Genomic DNA, 18,131 nt, shown 5'->3' with positions numbered 1-18,131 from the left:
TAGGGAGTATCGTGCCGGCCTTAACTTTAGTATCGGACAAAAGACACAAATCTTTAATGTTTTTATTGATTTACATGCAGGCGGCTATGTCCCTTTTTTCTGAATTCCGCCAGAAATAAAACCGGATAAGACACTAATAGCAAAACCGAAATAAATGAAATGATACCGATCCAATGAAAATGCGTCCAAAAGAAACCGCCGCAAGACCCTGCCACGCTTGAACCGATATAGTATGCAAGCAGATATAATGAAGAGGCTTGCGCGCGATGATCACCGGCTGCGCGGCCGACCCAGGCGCTTGCGATCGAATGCGCGCCGAAAAAGCCGAAGGTAAAGACGGCAATCCCCGCGATTTTAAGCGCAAGCTGGGGCAAAAGTGTCACCGCTGCACCGGCAAGCATAACAAAAATCGCAACCTTAATCATTTTTGCGCTTCCGAAAAGATCTGCTTTTTTTCCCATATAGACAGAGCTGAACGTTCCCGCGAGATAGACAATAAAAATAAAACCGATCACAGTCTGCGACAAATGATAAGGAGCCGCCATTAAATGAAAGCCGATATAATTATATAATGTCACAAAACTCCCCATTAATATAAATCCCAGAGATATTAACAAAAGCAGCCGTTTGCGGTGCAGGACCGCTCCGTATTCCTTACATGCCGCTTTTACGCCCTCATGCCGCTGAGATGAATGGCGCGGAGCCGGAAGAAAACGCCAAAACAAATAGCTTAATACAATAGAAAGAATGCCGATGATGGCAAGCGCCGGCCGCCAGCCGAATACATCGGTCAGAAGCCCCGTTAACAGCCTGCCGCTCATTCCCCCGATGCTTGTGCCGCTGATATACAAGCCCATCATTTTCCCGAGGCCCTGCGGATCAAACTCCTCGCCTACATATGTCATAGCGACAGCCGGAACGCCTGCCAGGAAAATACCGAGCAGCGCCCTCATCGCCAAAAGCGCCGGAAAAGCCGGACTGAACGCTGTTAATAGACCTAAAACAGATGTAGCTGTTAACGACAGCACCATTAATTTTTTTCTGCCGAATCCGTCAGACAACGAAGCGGCGGCCAATAATGAAAATGCCAAAACGGCTGTTGAGATGGATAAAGTTAAACTGGCAGCCGCAGCGGAAATATGAAACTCTTCCGAAAACAAAGGCATAAGCGGCTGTGTCGTGTAAAGCGTGGCGAAGGTCACAAAGCCGCTGATAAACAGAGCCAAGCTGGCCTTTCTGTAAGCCTTTGTATGAGGCTGAATAAACGTCATGAATGTCCCTCTTTTCTCACTGTTGGTTATATATGTATCGTACGCTTTTCATTTCAATGTGTCTAATTTATAATAACTATAGAATTAATGCGTGAAGGTTATGAAGAAAGGGGAGAAGGAGAAAATGGAGCTTCATCAAATTGACAACTTCATTGCGGCGGCAACTCATCAGCATTTCACAAATGCGGCAAAAGAAAGAATGATTTCTCAGCCGGCATTAAGCCGATCGATTATCAGGCTCGAAGAAGAATTAGGCGCGCCGTTATTTTACAGAGAGACAAAAGCAGTCCGGCTGACAAGGCACGGAGAGCAGTTCTTAATAAAAGCAAAACAAGCGAGACGAGCTTTAAATGAAGGCGTTGAACAAGTGAAAAAGAATATGAGCCTGGAACACGGCGAAATATCTGTATCTTTTCTTCATACGCTCGGGCTGCGTTTAATGCCTCAGCTGATTGCCGAATTTAAAAAGCTATACCCAAACGTGACCTTCCGGCTTTATCAAGGCGCAAATGAAACGCTTCGCAAAATGGTGGAAACGGGAGAGGCGGATATCTGTCTCAGCTCCCCGCCGCTTCCCAGCGAGCTTTTACAATGGACAGTGCTGGAGAAAGAGCCTCTTTATGCGGTGCTTCCTGAGAACCACCCGCTTGCAGGAAATAAAACCATTCAAATGAAAGAGATGCAGGACGAGGATTTTGTGGGTTTTAAACCGGGATACGGACTGAGGTATATGTTTGATCTGATGTGCCGGGATTTGAATATACACCCGCATCTCGCATTTGAAGGAGAGGAAGTGTCAACCATATTAGGGCTGACCGCCGCGGGTCTGGGGGCTGCAGTGCTGCCGAAAACCGCGGAGCATTCATACTTTCCGGTCGTTTTTCTTCCGGTTGCAGATTACCAATGCGAACGCACCATAGCGTTAGCCCAGCTGAAAAACCATGCACTCTCTCCCGCTGCTGAACGTTTTAAACAGTTTGCACTTGAGTATTACAAAGCACGCAACTGAGCGGTCATTTTATTAAAATCGAAGTTGAAAATAAAGCGGAAATACAGAAAATGGAGGAAAACCATGGCGAAAAAAACAGTGAAAACAAATGCTGTCCGTATCATTGAGCAGCAAAACATTCCCTATGAGCTATTAGGTTACAAAACAGAAGGGGGACAGCCCGCAGACGGTCTTTCCGTTTCACAAAAAATCGGATACGCTGCCGAATATGTTTATAAAACCTTAGTGGCATCTGCAGGAACAGATCGTTATTACGTCTTTGTCGTTCCCGTTGCAAAAGAACTGAATCTGAAAAAGGCTGCGAAGGCGGCAGGTGAGAAGAAAATAGAAATGATTGCCATGAAGGACCTTTTGGGAGTAACCGGCTATATGCGCGGCGGCTGCTCTCCGATCGGCATGAAAAAAAGGTTTCCGACTTTTATTGATAGATCCGCTGAAACACTGGAGTTTATGATTGTCAGTGCGGGGAAAATCGGAATGCAGCTGAAAGCAGCGCCTCAAGATTTAGCCGAAGCAAGCGGGGCGGTATTTACAGACATTGTATAAATGTCCGATGAATCTAATGGAATACACGTGTCAAGGGAGAATGATAATGAAAAAAAGATATGAAAACTTGAATGGCGTGAAGAATGAACATGGATTCAGGGACATGTTGAAATGGATGAAAGAACGAAGAGAGAAAAGTAAAGACTTAAGCGAGAACATTCCGAAAGCGGTCACTAGGGATGTCCGTGATGTTGCCGTCAATCGGACGGAAACCGCCATAACATGGATCGGCCATTCTTCATTTCTGATCCAAATACAGGGGCTTAACATAATGACCGACCCTGTATGGGCGCGGCGGATGGGTTTTCAAAAACGGCTGACAGAGCCGGGATATGAATTGAGCGAACTGCCCGACATTGATGCCGTGCTCATTTCACACGGGCATTATGACCATCTTGATTTTCCGAGCATAAAAAAACTGAGAGGAAACCCGGATTTTTACGTGCCTGCGGGACTGAAAAAGCTGTTCAACAAAAAAGGCCGCAAAAAGGTCCATGAAATGAATTGGTGGGATCGTTTTGAGATGCGGGGGGTGAATATATCATTTGTTCCGGCCCAGCACTGGACACGGAGAACGCTTTGGGATACCGATACCTCTCATTGGGGAGGCTGGGTCATAGAAAGCGAAAACGGCGAGTCCATCTATTTTGCAGGAGATACAGGCTATTTTGAAGGCTTTAAAGAAATCGGAGAGAGGTTTCGTATTAAGGCGGCTCTGATGCCGATCGGAGCATACGAACCGGAATGGTTTATGCAAGTGTCACATATCAATCCGGAAGACGCCGTGAAAGCGTTTTTGGAGCTGAAGGCTGACAGCTTCATTCCGATGCATTACGGGGCATTCCGGCTTGCTGATGATACAGGCCCGGAAGCATTAAGCAGACTGCACGGCGAGTGGAACCGGCTTGCATTACCTCCTGAAAACCTGAAAGCATTAGCGCTTGGCGAAACATTTTGGCTGTAACAGCAGGTTTTCGCTGCCGACACCAATCGTTTAAAAACGGTTGGTGTTTTATTGTCAATGTGAATAGCTCTGTATAAAACATGATTTTTCCGGAACCTGCGGTAAAAAACAAAACTTTTTACTCTTTTGTTTCACTATAAAATGAAAACGGTTTCGTATGTGCAGTATATTTAACCTATCACAATTGCTTCAGCAGAAACGGACAGGAAGGATAGAAAAACAGATGAAATACATGAATTCAAGGCAGAAAAAGATTTTGTATCTGTTGTTATCTGAACCTGATGACTACTTAGTTGTGCAAGATTTCGCAGACAGGGTCCGCTGTTCTGAAAAAACGATCAGGAATGATTTGAAAACGATTGAAGATTTCCTGAATGAACATGCTCAAGCTCAGCTGATCCGCAAACCGGGATTAGGCGTCTATTTACATATATCTGAACAGGAAAGGTCACAGTTAAGCCGGCAAATTTATAATGAGCACTTTACGTGCAGGCACAAGACCGATGAAGAAAGAATACTTCACATCGCTTATGATTTATTAATGAATTCAAAGCCCGTTTCCGCAAAAGAAATTGCCGCACAGCATTTTGTAAACAGAGCTTCCATTAAAAAGGATGTAAGTGCGGTTGAAGAGTGGCTGAAGCGATTTGATCTCACGCTGGTTTCTAAACAGCGGCTCGGCTTAAAGATTGAAGGGGACGAAAAAAACAAAAGAAAAGCATTGGCGCGAATTTCAGATTTGATTGATAATATGGAGTTTACAAGCCAATTTATAAAAAGTAAGTTTTTAAGTCATGAAGCGGACTTTGTGAGAAAAGAAATCAAGTTATTACAAAAAAACCATTCTATCTATTTTACGGATGAAACATTTGAAAGTTTGCTGCTGCATACATTGCTGACGATCCGCCGTATCAAAATGAAACAGCCGGTCGCCATTTCTGCAAGACAGCTGGACGCGGTAAAAAAGAAGAAAGAATATGAATGGACACTGGCTTGTTTAAAACGGCTTGAGCCGGTATTTGCCATCCGGTTTCCTGAGGAAGAAGCCGTCTATTTAACTTTACATATTATAGGCGGGAAAGTCCGCTATCCATCGCAGCAAGAAAAGAAGCTTGATCTTGAAGATTCTGAGCTTTCCAAAGTCGTCAGGCATTTGATCAACTGTGTTTCAGAACTGCAAATGCTGGATTTTCATAAAGACCAGGAACTGATCAACGGATTGAACATTCATCTCGATCCGGTGTTGAAGCGGCTGAGCTATGATCTCTCTGTTTCAAACCCCATGCTTCACGACATCAAAAAAATGTACCCTTATTTGTTTCATCTTATCATTGACGTTTTAGAAGACATCAATCAAACATTTGATCTCTGTATTCCTGAAGAAGAGGCGGCATATTTGACGCTGCATTTTCAGGCAGCGATCGAACGGCTGCGCCGAAGCAGCCATAACCCTAAAAGGACGATCATCGTCTGCCATATGGGCATTGGCATGTCGCAATTGCTGCGGACTAAAATTGAACGCAAATTTCATCACATTACGGTAAAAGACTGTATCGCAAAAGCGGAGCTGAAAGAGTATATCAAAAAGCATAAAGATATAGATTTCGTCATTTCTACGATAGGGCTTGGAAATGTAACGATCCCTCATATTGTCGTATCACCGCTTTTGGAGTCTGCTGATGAAAAGAAGCTCAGCGCATTTATGCAACAGCTTGATACATCACATCGCCGGGAGCAAAAAACGTTTAAAATGCTGAACGACACGACTCCGTTTCTCGTTTTTTTACAGCAAGAGACAGAGCACCGTTATCAGGTCATTGAAAAGCTGGCGCAGGCTTTGTATGAAAAAGGCTATGTAGAAAAAGAGTATGGCATTCATGCAGTAATGAGAGAAAAAATGTCGGCGACAAATATCGGGGCGGGTATTGCTATCCCTCACGCGAACTCTAAATATATCAAACAATCAGCCATTGCAATCGCCACCTTAAAAGAGCCGATTGAGTGGGGGACGGAAAAGGTGTCGCTCGTTTTTATGCTTGCCGTCAAACACGAAGATCAAAACAAGGTAAAGCAATTATTCAGTGAGCTTTCCTATCTTAGCGAGCAGCCGGCATTTATTCAAAAACTGACGGAAGAAAAAAATGTGATGACGTTTTTATCGTATTTAAACTATTAAAAGCAGGGAATGGCTCCCTGCTTTTTTTCTGTTTATAGGGAAAAATGCCGTTATTTCCGGAACTTATGGTAAAAAAACGCGCTTATCACAGGCTGATTTCAGTATAAAGTTGAGACAAGATCTTGAAATTCAGACTGCAAAGGAGGATTTATATGAAACTGTTAGCGATTACATCATGTCCGAACGGCATTGCCCATACGTATATGGCTGCTGAAAATTTACAAAAAGCAGCCGGCAGATTAGGCGTTGAGATCAAAGTGGAAACCCAGGGTGGAATCGGGGTGGAAAATAGGCTGACCGAAGAGGAAATCCGGGAAGCAGACGCAATCATTATCGCGGCGGACCGTTCGGTGAACAAAGACCGATTCGCGGGAAAAAAGCTGCTGGCTGTCGGGGTTCAGGAAGGCATCCGCAAACCGGAAGAATTAATTCAAAAAGCGCTTAGCGGTGAAGTGCCGGTCTATCAATCTGCTTCAAAAGCTGAATCCGCAAGTCAGCAGGGCAAAAAACAAAACCCGATTTACCGTCATTTAATGAACGGCGTTTCTTTTATGGTTCCTTTCATTGTCGTCGGCGGATTATTGATAGCGGTTGCATTGACGCTTGGAGGAGAAAAAACACCAAAGGGGTTAGTCATTCCGGACGAGTCTTTTTGGAAAACGATTGAACAGATCGGCAGTGCTTCTTTTTCATTCATGATCCCGATTTTAGCCGGGTACATCGCGTTCAGCATCGCTGATAAGCCGGGTCTTGTCCCCGGAATGATCGGCGGATATATTGCGGCATCCGGCAGCTTTTACGACAGTGCAAGCGGCGCAGGATTTCTTGGAGGAATCATTGCGGGATTTTTGGCGGGATATGCGGCGCTTGGAATCAAAAAATGTAAAGTTCCTAAAGCAATACAGCCGATTATGCCGATCATTATTATTCCGGTGTTTGCCTCACTGATCGTCGGTTTGGCGTTTGTATTTCTGATCGGCGCCCCCGTCGCTCATATTTTCGCATCATTAACGGTTTGGCTTGCGGGAATGAAAGGTTCGAGCTCAATTCTTCTGGCATTGATTTTAGGAGCGATGATCTCCTTTGATATGGGAGGACCCGTAAACAAGGTGGCCTTTCTTTTCGGATCGGCAATGATCGGAGAGGGAAATTATGAAATTATGGGCCCGATTGCCGTTTCCATTTGTATACCGCCGATAGGGCTTGGGATTGCGACGTTTTTAGGAAAAAGAAAATTCGCCGCCGCAGAAAGAGAAATGGGAAAAGCATCATTTACGATGGGCCTTTTCGGTATCACGGAAGGAGCCATTCCATTTGCGGCCCAAGACCCCCTTCGAGTGATCCCGAGTATTATGGCGGGTTCTATGACCGGCTCGGTGATAGCAATGATCGGCCATGTGGGGGACAGAGTGGCACACGGCGGCCCCATCGTTGCTGTACTTGGAGCAGTAGATCATGTATTGATGTTTTTTATCGCTGTAACAGCAGGCTCTCTTGTCACCGCTCTGTTGGTTAATGTACTGAAAAAAGATTTGGCGAAATCCCCCGCGTCCGGCGAGGTGCTGCCGTCTGCCGCACCAAATGAAGCTGCAGCGGCAAAAGAAACAAAGGAACCATCTCAGGCTGACAGCCGAAAAGCCGGGATGACCGAAATCAAAAAACTGACTGACATTATCAGTACGGACTTGATTGAACCGCATTTATCCGGCGAAACGAGGGATGACATTATCGATGAAATGATCGAGAAAATGTCCCGTCAAGGTATGCTGCTGTCTGACAGCGGATTTAAGCAGGCCATTTTGAGCCGGGAACAGCAGGGAACCACGGCGATAGGTATGAATATCGCCATTCCGCACGGAAAGTCTGAAGCCGTCAAAACGCCGGGTGTCGCATTCGGAATAAGACGTTCGGGTGTTGACTGGAACAGCCTTGATGGTTCTGATGCAAAACTGATTTTTATGATTGCCGTACCGAAGGAAAGCGGCGGAAATCAGCATCTGAAAATATTGCAGATGTTATCCCGAAAACTGATGGATGACAGCTATCGGGAAAGGCTGCTCTCCGTTCAGACAAAAGAAGAGGCGTATGAGCTTCTGGAAGAAATCGAATAAAGCGGGGGATGATCATGTCTACTGAACCGATATTTTTCAATCCGGTTTTCAAAGAAAGAATTTGGGGAGGCGCCGCCCTGCGTGATTTTCACTATAATATTCCGTCCGAGCGGACAGGGGAGTGCTGGGCCTTCGCCGCTCATCAAAATGGACAGAGCACAGTTCGAAACGGCATGTATAAAGGATGTACGCTCGGTGAATTGTGGGAGCATCACAGAGATTTATTCGGAAACCTTGAAGGAGACCGTTTTCCTCTTCTTACAAAAATTTTGGATGCGGACCAAGACCTGTCCGTTCAGGTGCATCCGAATGATGACTTTGCCAAAATGCATGAAAACGGGGAACTTGGAAAAACCGAATGCTGGTATATCATTGATTGTGCAAAAGATGCGGAGATCATTTTCGGCCACAACGCAACTACAAAAGAAGAACTGATATCCATGATTAAGCACGGAGAATGGGACGGGCTCCTGAACAGAGTTAAGGTAAAGCCGGGAGATTTCTTCTTTGTTCCAAGCGGCACCGTTCACGCGATTGGAAAGAGCACACTTATTTTAGAGACGCAGCAAAATTCAGATACGACTTACAGATTGTATGACTACGGAAGAAAAGATGCGGACGGCAGGATGCGCGAGCTCCATTTGGAAAAAAGTATAGAAGTGATAGACGTTCCATCTGTCCGTGAACGGCCGACCGTTCACTATAAACAAACAGATGATCTGCTTGCGGCTATTTTAATAGAATGTCCTTATTTTTCAGTCGAAAAGTGGGATGTAAAAGGTGAAGCAAATCTATTCCAGCATCAGCCCTTCCTTCTTGTCAGCGTGATCGAAGGAGACGGAATAATGATTGCAGGCGGGCATGAATATCCCTTTAGAAAAGGAGATCATATTCTCCTGCCTTCCGGTTTGGGAGAATATAAACTGGCCGGCCATGCAAATTGTATTGTGTCTCATCTGTGATCCTCAAAACCCTTCTCTAGCATCAGAGAAGGGTTTTTCATTATTTTTACAAAAAGGACGAAATTTCCAGTGTATCAGTGTTTTCGTTCCTGAACTTATTCTCTCAATTTGTATATCTCCCGAGCCATCGATTCAAGTATGTACATAGCGGGGATTTGGGTGGTGACATTCGCATTTTCAACCCATTCTTCCGTCACGTAATATGAAATATTCACATCGGACATTTTGGCAATGGTTGAATGTTTATGATTTGTAATACTGATGACCCGGCTGCCTTCTTGTTTCAGCTGATTCAGATGAGTCACCGTAGAATCTCCTTCACCTGAAACCGATAATGCGATCGTGATGCTGTTATGACGGAAATGGGAATGGGCCGGAAAGTAAGGATCTTTAATATACATTGAAAGTTTCCCTAAGCACGAAAAATATCTGGCTCCGTATTCGGCGAGGATTCCTGAACTTCCCACTCCGATAAAAATGACGCTTTCTGCATCGGCCGCAAGGGCTGCTGCTTCCTTCAGCTTTTCTTCCATGCCTCCGCTTACTGTTCTTTCAAAAAATTCGGCAACGGAATGATGAGGACTCTTTAAAATCGTTTTTTTATTTGCCTCCGTATACATTTTCAGCTTCACCTTAAACTCCGAAAACCCTTCACAGTTTATTTTTTTGCAGAAACGTAAAATAGAAGCCGTCGATACATGGGTTTCATTTGCCAATTCACGGATTCGCATATAGACGACTTTCTCGCTGTTTTGGGAGATGTAGTTGTATAAAGAAGTTTCAAGCTCATTAAATGAAGCAATCATTTCGTGTGTGAACATGCAGGGGGATTCTCCTTTTTATGAGAATGGTGAATGTACATCTAATCGTAACATATCATTTTTAAAAGAAACATAGTGTTATATTGATGTGACAAATCACTTTTTGTGTCATTCAAAACAAGACGTCATCCAATGATTTACGGCACGGAACACCTGTGGATATAATTCGTTCATACGCTTTATGCATGATCTCTTCAAGGGTCTCTGACAAAAGCGGCCGAAAAAAGGAGGACAATATGAGTATCAAACTGATAGCGGTTGATATGGACGGAACGTTTTTGAATGATGAAATGGCATATAACAAAGAGCGTTTTATGAATCAGTATCGTGAATTAAAAGCGCGAGGAATTAAATTTGCCGTAGCAAGCGGAAACCAATATGCGCAGCTTACATCCTTCTTTCCGGAAATCAAAAGTGAAATCGCTTTCGTTGCCGAGAATGGCGCTTTCGTCGTGAATGCCGGAGAAGAATTATTCGCGGGTAACATGTCTGAAGACACTATAAAAGCAGTAATCCGTGCTTTAGAGCAGTATGAGGTGAAAAACGTCATTGTCTGCGGAAAAAAAAGCGCGTATATTCATGAAAATGCCAGTGAAGATGAATATCTGCATGCCAGTAAGTATTATTATGTGTTAAAAAGGGTGCCGCATTTTGAAAACATCGATGATCACATTTTTAAATTTTCCATCAGCTTTCCCGCCGAACATTGTTCCGTACTTCTGAGCCATTTGAAAAACACCATCGGGTCTTTCGTCACGCCTGTATCAAGCGGGCACGGTGACATAGATCTGATCATACCGGGGCTTCATAAAGCAAGCGGGATTAAGCTTCTCCAGAAACAATGGGGGATAAATGATGAAGAATGCGCGGCCTTCGGAGACAGCGGCAATGATCTGGAGATGGTGTCCGCCGTGAAATACGGGATCGCCATGGATAATGCGCAGGAAAGCATTAAACAGGCTGCCGCGCATATCACGCAATCAAACAATGAAGAAGGGGTCTTAAATGCGATTGATTCCATCCTCAAATGTGAAAAACCCTTTGTCTGAAAAAGACATTTTAACTGCGGAGGTGCTGAACGATGATTAAATTAGTGATTACGGATTTAGACGGCACATTTTTAAATAATCAAGGCGATTTTGACAGAACGTTATTTGAAAAAACAAAACGAGTAATGGAGGAACAGCATGTCGCTTTCGCCCTCTGCACCGGGAAGCAGTGTGAAAGGGTCGAAGCTTTATTCGGAGAAGACGTGAAAGATTTTTGGATTTTAGGAGACAGTGCCACACGTATAAAAAAGAACGGCACATTCGTATATGAATCTTTGATCAGCAATGAAGCGGGACTGTCAATTATAGGCGCTTTAGAAAAAATCAGCTGCGGGCATAGCATTATCGCATGCACAAAAAATGGCGCGATCGTAAAAGAAAATCTGTCTGAAAGTGAGATGAAATATGTAAATGCCTCTTATGCACATGTAACGAGAATAACTGATTTTACCGAGATAAAAGACGATTTTATCAAGATTACGGTTCATGACCCCGACGCCAACTGTCCGGAAACGAGAGAAAAGCTGCATGAATTTTTTCACCAATTATATATCGTAGCATCAGAGGATACCTGGATGGACATATCAAATATCGGAATACATAAAGGAACAACAGTACAAGAACTGCAGCGATTATTAGGGGTTTCGGCTGATGAAACAATGGCATTCGGAGACGGCCGCAATGACAAAGAATTGATGGAAGCGGCATCCTACAGCTTTGCGGTTAAGAATGCCATTGACGAAATAAAAGATGCGGCGCACTTTGTCATCAAATCAAATGAGGAAAGCAGCGTCATGCACACGATTATGAGAATATTAGCGCTGCAAAAACAATGATGGGCTAAAGCCAATGCGGCAGGACTTACTAGGGAAAGAAAAAGCGGGCTATCCTCAGACTTTAATTCACTCCTGATTTCCCCGAAATATGTTAAAAGTGAATAAAACGGTGTAATATCAAGATGAAAAAAATCACTTCATATCAGACAAAAAGCAGGAACTGCCTCGTTTTGAAATTGGGAGGTGTTTGTATTAGCCCGCTGTTTAGTCCCGCGATATCATTCTCATTTTTCTTCCGGCAGCTTCTTTTCTGTTAGGGATATTAGGGTATTTCATCTTTAAAAAAGTATGGATGATGGTTGTTATTGTCTTCATTTTGTCCTTGATATTCATGTTTATTGTAATAGGTGCCGAGCCGACATTTTTCATTTGGGTGGCCATGATGACGGGGAGCTGTTTTGTCTCCGGTTCAATCACTAAGACGATATGGACTTTCGCAAAGCGAAAATATTAGACAGAAGAATCCTGTTTGAACAGCTATCCTTTTTTGTCGATTGAAGAAAAAGAAGTATAGAGTTATCCGTTATGTTCTTATATTTTGTCAGTTGTTGTCAGATCGGGCTTTCTGTTAAAAATGTCTGTCTATCGTTTTGTTCTTTTTTAACTAAGCGGAGCACTATAATTGAACTGTAGATACATAGAAAAACAAAAAAGGATAAGGAGGATTTTTATGTTTCAAACCTTAGACCATTTTTTGAAATCTTGGGAGTTCGAAGCCGATGCGACACAGAAACTGCTGAATCATCTGACTGATGAATCACTTAAACAAGAAATCACTTCACAACATTGGACTTTAGGCCGTATTGCTTGGCATACTGTCGCTGCCATTCATATCATTACCTCGAACACAGATTTAACGTTCCACGCTCCGGCTGAAGATTATCCTGTTCCTGCATCGGCGCGGTTTATTGCTGAGAGTTATCATCAAGCCAGTAATGCATTTGTACAGGCGTTAAAAACGCAATGGACTGACGATACACTTCAAGAATGTGTCAACTTTATTGGTCAGCAATTGCCAAATGGTTCACTTTTGATGTTTTTAATTCAACATCAAAACCATCATCGAGGACAAATGACTGTCCTTATGAGACAAGCAGGTTTACCTGTTCCGGGTATTTACGGTCCGGCAAAAGAGGAATGGATTAAATTCGGTTTGGAAGCTCCGAAATAGGATATTGTTGTAAGGGCTCGAATGAATAGATGATACCAATCGATGTTGGTATCTTTTTTGTTTTTGAGTTATTAAACCGGTATCCATGACATGCAGACGAATCAACAGTTCAAAAGATGTAAGTTAAGGTCAATAAATGCAGAAAGGTGATTATGATGATAACTAAAATGACGCGATTCAATATGAAAGACTTCAATAAACCAAACGAACCTTTCGTTGTTTCAGGGAGAATCATCCCTTCATTTGAGGACAATGTTTGGACATATACAGAGGAGAAATTTGCTGAACCTTATGTCAAAAAATATGACGATGAAGACATTGATGTCAGTTATATTGAAGCAGAGGATAAAGCTGTCTTTTTTTATTACGCAGAGAACGACTGTGTCGGCCGGAGTAAGCTTCGTTCTAATTGGAATGGATACGCACTGATTGAAGACATTGCCGTTGCAAAAGATTATAGAAAAAATGGTGTCGGGACGGCTTTATTACATAAAGCGGTTGAGTGGGCAAAGGAGAATCATTTATGCGGTCTTATGCTTGAAACACAAGATATTAATGTTTCAGCTTGTCATTTTTATGCCAAAAATAACTTTGTCATAGGAGCTGTCGATACAATGCTTTATTCCAATTTTTCAACAGCAAATGAAATTGCGGTTTTTTGGTACTGTAAATTTTAAATATAACAGTATTTGATGTTTCGTCATTTAGCGGGTGTGGTCGCAAAGTATTCAAAACATCGGCTTGAAGATTTATAATAAGGTATATCAATCAATGCAGGGGGAGTTATGTATGAAGTGCAAAAAAATGAACAGGGTACAATTAAAAGAGGGAAGCGTATCAATGGCCCTATAAACTGCGTCTGCCCTCATTAATGGAGGGAAATTTGTGAATACGCCTTATTCACAGTCAGCTTTACGGCACAACCAAGTGTTCATTTGGCTTTGTGTTCTGTCATTTTTCAGCGTATTCAATGAAATGGTTTTGAACGTCTCATTACCTGATATCGCCAACGATTTTCATAAACTGCCGGCGAGTGCAAACTGGGTGAACACGGCCTTTATGTTAACCTTTTCCATCGGAACTGCTCTGTATGGGAAGTTATCAGATCAGCTGGGCATCAAAAAGCTGCTTCTATTTGGAATTATGGTAAATGGCTTTGGGTCGATCATTGGATTTGTCGGACACTCTTTCTTTCCTGTACTCATTCTGGCCCGATTTATTCAAGGGGCTGGTGCAGCCGCATTCCCGGCTCTTGTGATGGTTGCAGTAGTACGCTATATTCCGAAAGAAAACAGGGGTAAAGCATTTGGTCTGATCGGGTCGCTGGTGGCAATGGGGGAAGGTGCCGGACCAGCTATTGGCGGAATGATCGCTCATTATATTCACTGGTCATATTTGCTGCTTATTCCGACAGCAACAGTTATCACCGTTCCATTCCTGATGAAACTGCTGGAAAAGGAAGAAAGAATCAGCGGGCGCTTTGATATGGCGGGGATTATATTAATGTCTGCAGGCATCGTATTTTTTCTGCTGTTTACAACGTCATATAGACTATCTTTTCTGATCATCAGTATTCTGGCTTTCCTGATATTTGTGAAACATATTAGGAAAACTCAAGATCCCTTTGTTGACCCTGCACTGGGGAAAAATGTCTTGTTTATGATGGGCGCCCTTTGCGGTGGCCTGATATTCGGCACTGCAGCAGGATTTGTGTCTATGGTTCCTTATATGATGAAAGATGTTCACCATTTAAGTACTGCGGCAATTGGAAGCGGGGTTATGTTCCCCGGGACGATGAGCGTCATCATCTTCGGTTACATTGGAGGATGGCTTGTTGATCGGAAAGGTTCTTTATATGTGCTGACCATTGGGATTGCATTGATGTCTTCCAGCTTTTTAATCGCTGCCTTTTTTATAGATGCGACACCATGGCTCATGACCGTTATCATCGTTTTTGTTTTTGGGGGGCTCTCCTTCACAAAAACGGTTATATCTACAATTGTGTCTGGCAGTTTGAAACAAAAGGAAGCCGGCGCCGGAATGAGTCTGCTTAATTTTACGAGCTTTTTATCAGAGGGAACGGGTATTTCGATTGCAGGCGGTTTATTATCGGTCCGCTTGCTGGATCAAAGGCTGCTGCCTGTTAACGCTGATCATTCCGCTTATTTGTACAGTAATATGCTCATTCTTTTTGCAGGAATCGTTGTTATGAGCTGGCTGGTAACCATGAATGTCTATAAACGTTCGCAAAGAAATGACTAAAAAGGGAAAAGGATCAAACTTGATAAAAGTTTTGATCCTTTTTTTAGGAGCTTCCTTATTCCGAAACCTTTTGTCGATCAATGAAAGGGGAGTTAAAGTGAATTACATTTATAAGAAAAAGGAAAAGAAAAATGGAAATTGTATCATTTCAATCAGAGATAAATGGGAGAATGCACTTATTGAGTTTGAACAAAAAAATAATCAAATTGAGATCATGATCAATTATCGTAACGAGAAAACAACCAAGTTTTCACTGCCAATCGAGACTTTTGAGAAAGTGTATGAGGATATTAAAATAGGCCGGAGAGAAAGTTAATCATTCTGTTTGAAAATGACCATGATGAAAGATTAGATTGTTAATAAATGATAAATAATATGGAATCATTAAAAATGGATTTTGGGCGGCTCTGATAGATATGGCATCAGTAGGCATTGCCTGCACCGATTATTAAGGGATTAGCGGAATGCAAAGAAGCCGGAATTTTAGACCGGCTTTAAAATGCGTAAATGAGCGGAAGGTGTCCCGCAAGTAATCATTGTAAAAGAATAACTATGTCCTATACGAACTGTAAAATCTCCCGTTCTTGTTTATACATCCAAGTATGGGTGAGAAATTTCATGACTTCTTAAAATCGTAATTTGTCTTGAGAATTAGTAGCGGATTTCTTTAATTGACGCATCCAAATAAAGTGTCGGATCAAATAAAAAGCAGTTATAAGGGCAATCATTAATAAAACCCATATTGATGAGAAAGAAAGGATAATTAAAAAGCTGATAATAAGCATTAATGATAAACTCTTTGAAAACTTACCAGGTAGCAGTTTATATGCAGACAAAATACCGCAAATCGCATTACTAATAAAGAAAGCATTTGCTATGCCGACAATTTGTTCAACATTAATGAAGTTTATAAATAAAAGAATAAAAACGATTGTATGAATTAATGTTAATAAGCCTATGGCTCCAATTGGTATGTTTGTTTTGGAGCGGAAAGAAATCAAGGTTGTTTTTTTATTCTCTGAGGCTATTAGACGTGATACTCCGCCAGTAACCAATAAATATGTGCTCATACATAATATTGTTGTGATGAAAGCCATTGTCGGTGAAGCAAACGTTCCAAGCAATGGAATTAAAATAATCGTTAATGTGTGTGTGTGATGTAAATCAATCCATTGATAAGAAGCAGCTACAACAATACAAACCGTTGTGATGACCACCGAGCTTATTACTATTGCTTGGGGAATCGTTCTTTTTCTGTTTTTGACATCCAAACTATAATTACCTATAATTTCCCAACCAACTAGAGCCCAAAAAAGTAATAGAATACTATTACCAAAATCATCAAGATGAAATGGTGTTTTAATAAAAGCTTTATCCCTCATAAAGGGAATTGAACTAATTCCGCCACTTAACAATATTGCTGTGGCAATTGTGGAGAACATAAATGACACTTTTCCTACAGAAGAGATATTCAATAATAGAACGAATAAACAAATCATCATCAGAATGATTCCATATGTCTCTAGCGGCCAACCATTACTTTTGAACAAAGCCTTTAGGTATTGACTGGCTGTCATGAGAACGGCAACTGGCCCCACACTGCCCGCAATAATAAAAAATACAGAAGTTAATTGTTTTATATGTTGTCCAAATGCAAGTTCGACTGTATGCGCAACACCAGATTCATTCGGAAATAAAACACTCAATTTTCCAAACAATGAAGCAAATAGAAAACTAATGATCATCATCATAAACCATGCTAATATGGCATAATCTCCAGTCTTACCATAAATGATTGGTGGAAGCAATATAATTCCCGATCCTAAAATAGGACCAACAATTAATCCGCTTAAAAGTACGGGGCCGAGTTTTCTTTCTCTCACTTTCCATTCCATCCTTTCCTAAACGTGTTTTACGATCATATTCCAATTGTAATTTGTTTCCTTTCATCGGTAAAATAGATATATATGAACTGTTCCATCGGAATTAGTGATGTTCAAAGGGGGAGACATGATGGAAATACGGCACTTAAAAACATTTATAACAATTGTGGAAAAGGGAGGATTTACAAAGGCAGCCGAATATTTGGGTTATGCCCAATCGACTATAACTTCACATATTAAAGATATTGAGCAAGAAATAGGAAAACCGTTATTTAATCGTTTTGGGAAGAAAATGCTGTTAACTGAAGCGGGGGAACTTTTGTTTCCTTATGCAAACGAAATGATCAGGATATCTGAAAAAGTAAAACAAATACAATCAAACGATGAACCGATGGGGACTCTCGTTATTGGTGCTCCGGAATCTTTAACGGTTTACCGTTTACCTCCAATTATTCACGAATTCAAAAAGCTCTTTCCTAAAGTGAAAATAACATTAAAATCATCGACATGCTGGGAATTAAAAAATGATCTCCGAAATGGGAAGGTGGATTTAGCGTTTCTTTTGGAGTACGAACAAGAGGAAGCTGATTTATATATAGAAAAATTGATAACTGAACCAATGATCTTGATATTCCCTGAACATCATCAATTGAAAAATATTCCATTTGATGAATTTTATTTTTCACCTGATGAAGTGATTTTATATACAGAATATGGGTGCAGCTACCGTACTTACTTTGAAGAGTATATGAAACACCAAGGACCGGTTTCGGAGAATACCTTTGAATTCTGGAGTGTTGAGGCAATTAAGCAGTGTGTGATGTGCGGATTAGGAATTTCGTTATTACCGTTGATCACTGTACAAAAAGAGTTGAAAGAAAACAAATTAAGTGGATTGATTTTGAATGAAACACGTATTTTAACGCAGATGGCTTATCATAAAAAAAGATGGCATTCCTTAGCGATGGCTGAATTTATAAATATCGTAAAAAAACATGCGGAATTATGGAAAAGAACTCAGACTTTATAGTCGATGCTCATTAAAGTTTTCGAGTCGGTGCAAAAAGAGG

General features: G+C 41.8%; 18 protein-coding genes. 15 read left to right on the top strand and 3 right to left on the bottom strand.

Annotated features, from left to right (window positions below):
• Positions 1-62: 62 nt before the first annotated feature.
• A complete protein-coding gene (locus tag G9F75_RS03855; protein WP_021494364.1) occupies positions 63-1,271 on the bottom strand; it encodes an MFS transporter in 1,209 nt (402 codons plus the stop codon).
• Between the two features lie 124 nt (positions 1,272-1,395).
• Here G9F75_RS03855 and G9F75_RS03850 point away from each other — a divergent pair, with 124 nt between their 5' ends.
• The 6 genes from G9F75_RS03850 (at position 1,396) to manA (ending at position 9,039) form a co-directional block, all read left to right on the top strand.
• Positions 1,396-2,280: a LysR substrate-binding domain-containing protein gene (locus G9F75_RS03850; protein WP_021494363.1), complete on the top strand. Its 885-nt coding sequence runs from the start codon at positions 1,396-1,398 to the stop codon at positions 2,278-2,280.
• 63 nt (positions 2,281-2,343) lie between these two features.
• Positions 2,344-2,826, top strand: a complete 483-nt coding sequence (ybaK, locus tag G9F75_RS03845) for a Cys-tRNA(Pro) deacylase (RefSeq protein ID WP_012118054.1) — start codon at positions 2,344-2,346, stop codon at positions 2,824-2,826.
• Between the two features lie 46 nt (positions 2,827-2,872).
• Positions 2,873-3,790 (top strand): MBL fold metallo-hydrolase, encoded by a 918-nt coding sequence (locus G9F75_RS03840; RefSeq protein ID WP_022552907.1) that lies wholly within the window; start codon positions 2,873-2,875, stop codon positions 3,788-3,790.
• Between the two features lie 223 nt (positions 3,791-4,013).
• Complete coding sequence (gene manR / locus G9F75_RS03835) at positions 4,014-5,966, top strand: mannose transport/utilization transcriptional regulator ManR (protein ID WP_022552908.1); 1,953 nt, start codon at positions 4,014-4,016, stop codon at positions 5,964-5,966.
• 152 nt (positions 5,967-6,118) lie between these two features.
• On the top strand, positions 6,119-8,077 hold the full coding sequence (locus G9F75_RS03830) for a fructose-specific PTS transporter subunit EIIC (protein WP_022552909.1): 1,959 nt from the start codon (positions 6,119-6,121) through the stop codon (positions 8,075-8,077).
• Between the two features lie 14 nt (positions 8,078-8,091).
• Positions 8,092-9,039 (top strand): mannose-6-phosphate isomerase, class I, encoded by a 948-nt coding sequence (gene manA, locus G9F75_RS03825; protein WP_017418205.1) that lies wholly within the window; start codon positions 8,092-8,094, stop codon positions 9,037-9,039.
• Between the two features lie 95 nt (positions 9,040-9,134).
• Here the strand turns inward: manA and G9F75_RS03820 are convergent, their stop codons facing one another.
• The gene (locus G9F75_RS03820) at positions 9,135-9,860 is read right to left on the bottom strand and encodes a MurR/RpiR family transcriptional regulator (protein ID WP_007612737.1); all 726 of its coding nucleotides are present in this window, start codon (positions 9,858-9,860) and stop codon (positions 9,135-9,137) included.
• A gap of 236 nt (positions 9,861-10,096) precedes the next feature.
• Here G9F75_RS03820 and G9F75_RS03815 point away from each other — a divergent pair, with 236 nt between their 5' ends.
• From G9F75_RS03815 to G9F75_RS03780, 8 genes are all read left to right on the top strand, one after another.
• Positions 10,097-10,909, top strand: coding sequence for a Cof-type HAD-IIB family hydrolase (locus G9F75_RS03815; protein WP_025649662.1), 813 nt, complete (start codon positions 10,097-10,099; stop codon positions 10,907-10,909).
• A gap of 32 nt (positions 10,910-10,941) precedes the next feature.
• The gene (locus G9F75_RS03810) at positions 10,942-11,745 is read left to right on the top strand and encodes an HAD-IIB family hydrolase (protein WP_167408928.1); all 804 of its coding nucleotides are present in this window, start codon (positions 10,942-10,944) and stop codon (positions 11,743-11,745) included.
• Positions 11,746-11,962: 217 nt separating this feature from the next.
• Positions 11,963-12,199 carry a DUF2651 family protein gene (locus G9F75_RS03805; protein ID WP_072177480.1) on the top strand — a complete coding sequence of 79 codons (237 nt, stop codon included), beginning with the start codon at positions 11,963-11,965 and terminating at the stop codon, positions 12,197-12,199.
• 216 nt (positions 12,200-12,415) lie between these two features.
• Entirely contained in the window at positions 12,416-12,916 is a 501-nt protein-coding gene (locus G9F75_RS03800; protein WP_012118046.1) for a DinB family protein, read from the top strand.
• Between the two features lie 155 nt (positions 12,917-13,071).
• Positions 13,072-13,593: a streptothricin N-acetyltransferase SatA gene (gene satA / locus G9F75_RS03795; protein WP_094296053.1), complete on the top strand. Its 522-nt coding sequence runs from the start codon at positions 13,072-13,074 to the stop codon at positions 13,591-13,593.
• Positions 13,594-13,705: 112 nt separating this feature from the next.
• Positions 13,706-13,768, top strand: a complete 63-nt coding sequence (locus G9F75_RS20255) for a tetracycline resistance efflux system leader peptide (RefSeq protein ID WP_134816631.1) — start codon at positions 13,706-13,708, stop codon at positions 13,766-13,768.
• Between the two features lie 33 nt (positions 13,769-13,801).
• Complete coding sequence (tet, locus tag G9F75_RS03785; protein WP_167408927.1) at positions 13,802-15,178, top strand: Tet(L)/Tet(K)/Tet(45) family tetracycline efflux MFS transporter; 1,377 nt, start codon at positions 13,802-13,804, stop codon at positions 15,176-15,178.
• A 97-nt stretch (positions 15,179-15,275) separates the two neighbouring features.
• Entirely contained in the window at positions 15,276-15,494 is a 219-nt protein-coding gene (locus G9F75_RS03780) for a hypothetical protein (RefSeq protein ID WP_031378922.1), read from the top strand.
• Positions 15,495-15,804: 310 nt separating this feature from the next.
• Here G9F75_RS03780 and G9F75_RS03775 read toward each other — a convergent pair whose 3' ends face one another.
• On the bottom strand, positions 15,805-17,061 hold the full coding sequence (locus G9F75_RS03775) for an APC family permease (protein ID WP_167408926.1): 1,257 nt from the start codon (positions 17,059-17,061) through the stop codon (positions 15,805-15,807).
• Positions 17,062-17,191: 130 nt separating this feature from the next.
• Between G9F75_RS03775 and G9F75_RS03770 the strand changes: the two genes are divergently transcribed.
• Positions 17,192-18,091, top strand: coding sequence for a LysR family transcriptional regulator (locus G9F75_RS03770; RefSeq protein ID WP_167408952.1), 900 nt, complete (start codon positions 17,192-17,194; stop codon positions 18,089-18,091).
• Positions 18,092-18,131: the final 40 nt, after the last annotated feature.

The organism is Bacillus sp. EKM208B (genome assembly GCF_011800725.1).
Lineage (GTDB): Bacteria > Bacillota > Bacilli > Bacillales > Bacillaceae > Bacillus > Bacillus velezensis.
This window is presented reverse-complemented; position numbering and strand designations above follow the sequence as displayed.

What these genes read in the sequence shown, in the direction of transcription:
- ybaK (WP_012118054.1), top strand. Translation starts at nt 2,344, where the DNA reads ATGGCGAAAAAAACAGTGAAAACAAATGCTGTCCGTATCATTGAGCAG.
- G9F75_RS03800 (WP_012118046.1), top strand. Translation starts at nt 12,416, where the DNA reads ATGTTTCAAACCTTAGACCATTTTTTGAAATCTTGGGAGTTCGAAGCC.
- G9F75_RS03850 (WP_021494363.1), top strand. Translation starts at nt 1,396, where the DNA reads ATGGAGCTTCATCAAATTGACAACTTCATTGCGGCGGCAACTCATCAG.
- satA (WP_094296053.1), top strand. Translation starts at nt 13,072, where the DNA reads ATGATAACTAAAATGACGCGATTCAATATGAAAGACTTCAATAAACCA.
- manA (WP_017418205.1), top strand. Translation starts at nt 8,092, where the DNA reads ATGTCTACTGAACCGATATTTTTCAATCCGGTTTTCAAAGAAAGAATT.
- G9F75_RS03830 (WP_022552909.1), top strand. Translation starts at nt 6,119, where the DNA reads ATGAAACTGTTAGCGATTACATCATGTCCGAACGGCATTGCCCATACG.
- G9F75_RS03820 (WP_007612737.1), bottom strand. Translation starts at nt 9,860, where the DNA reads ATGTTCACACACGAAATGATTGCTTCATTTAATGAGCTTGAAACTTCT.
- G9F75_RS03855 (WP_021494364.1), bottom strand. Translation starts at nt 1,271, where the DNA reads ATGACGTTTATTCAGCCTCATACAAAGGCTTACAGAAAGGCCAGCTTG.
- G9F75_RS03770 (WP_167408952.1), top strand. Translation starts at nt 17,192, where the DNA reads ATGGAAATACGGCACTTAAAAACATTTATAACAATTGTGGAAAAGGGA.
- G9F75_RS03810 (WP_167408928.1), top strand. Translation starts at nt 10,942, where the DNA reads ATGATTAAATTAGTGATTACGGATTTAGACGGCACATTTTTAAATAAT.
- manR (WP_022552908.1), top strand. Translation starts at nt 4,014, where the DNA reads ATGAAATACATGAATTCAAGGCAGAAAAAGATTTTGTATCTGTTGTTA.
- G9F75_RS03840 (WP_022552907.1), top strand. Translation starts at nt 2,873, where the DNA reads ATGAAAAAAAGATATGAAAACTTGAATGGCGTGAAGAATGAACATGGA.
- G9F75_RS03815 (WP_025649662.1), top strand. Translation starts at nt 10,097, where the DNA reads ATGAGTATCAAACTGATAGCGGTTGATATGGACGGAACGTTTTTGAAT.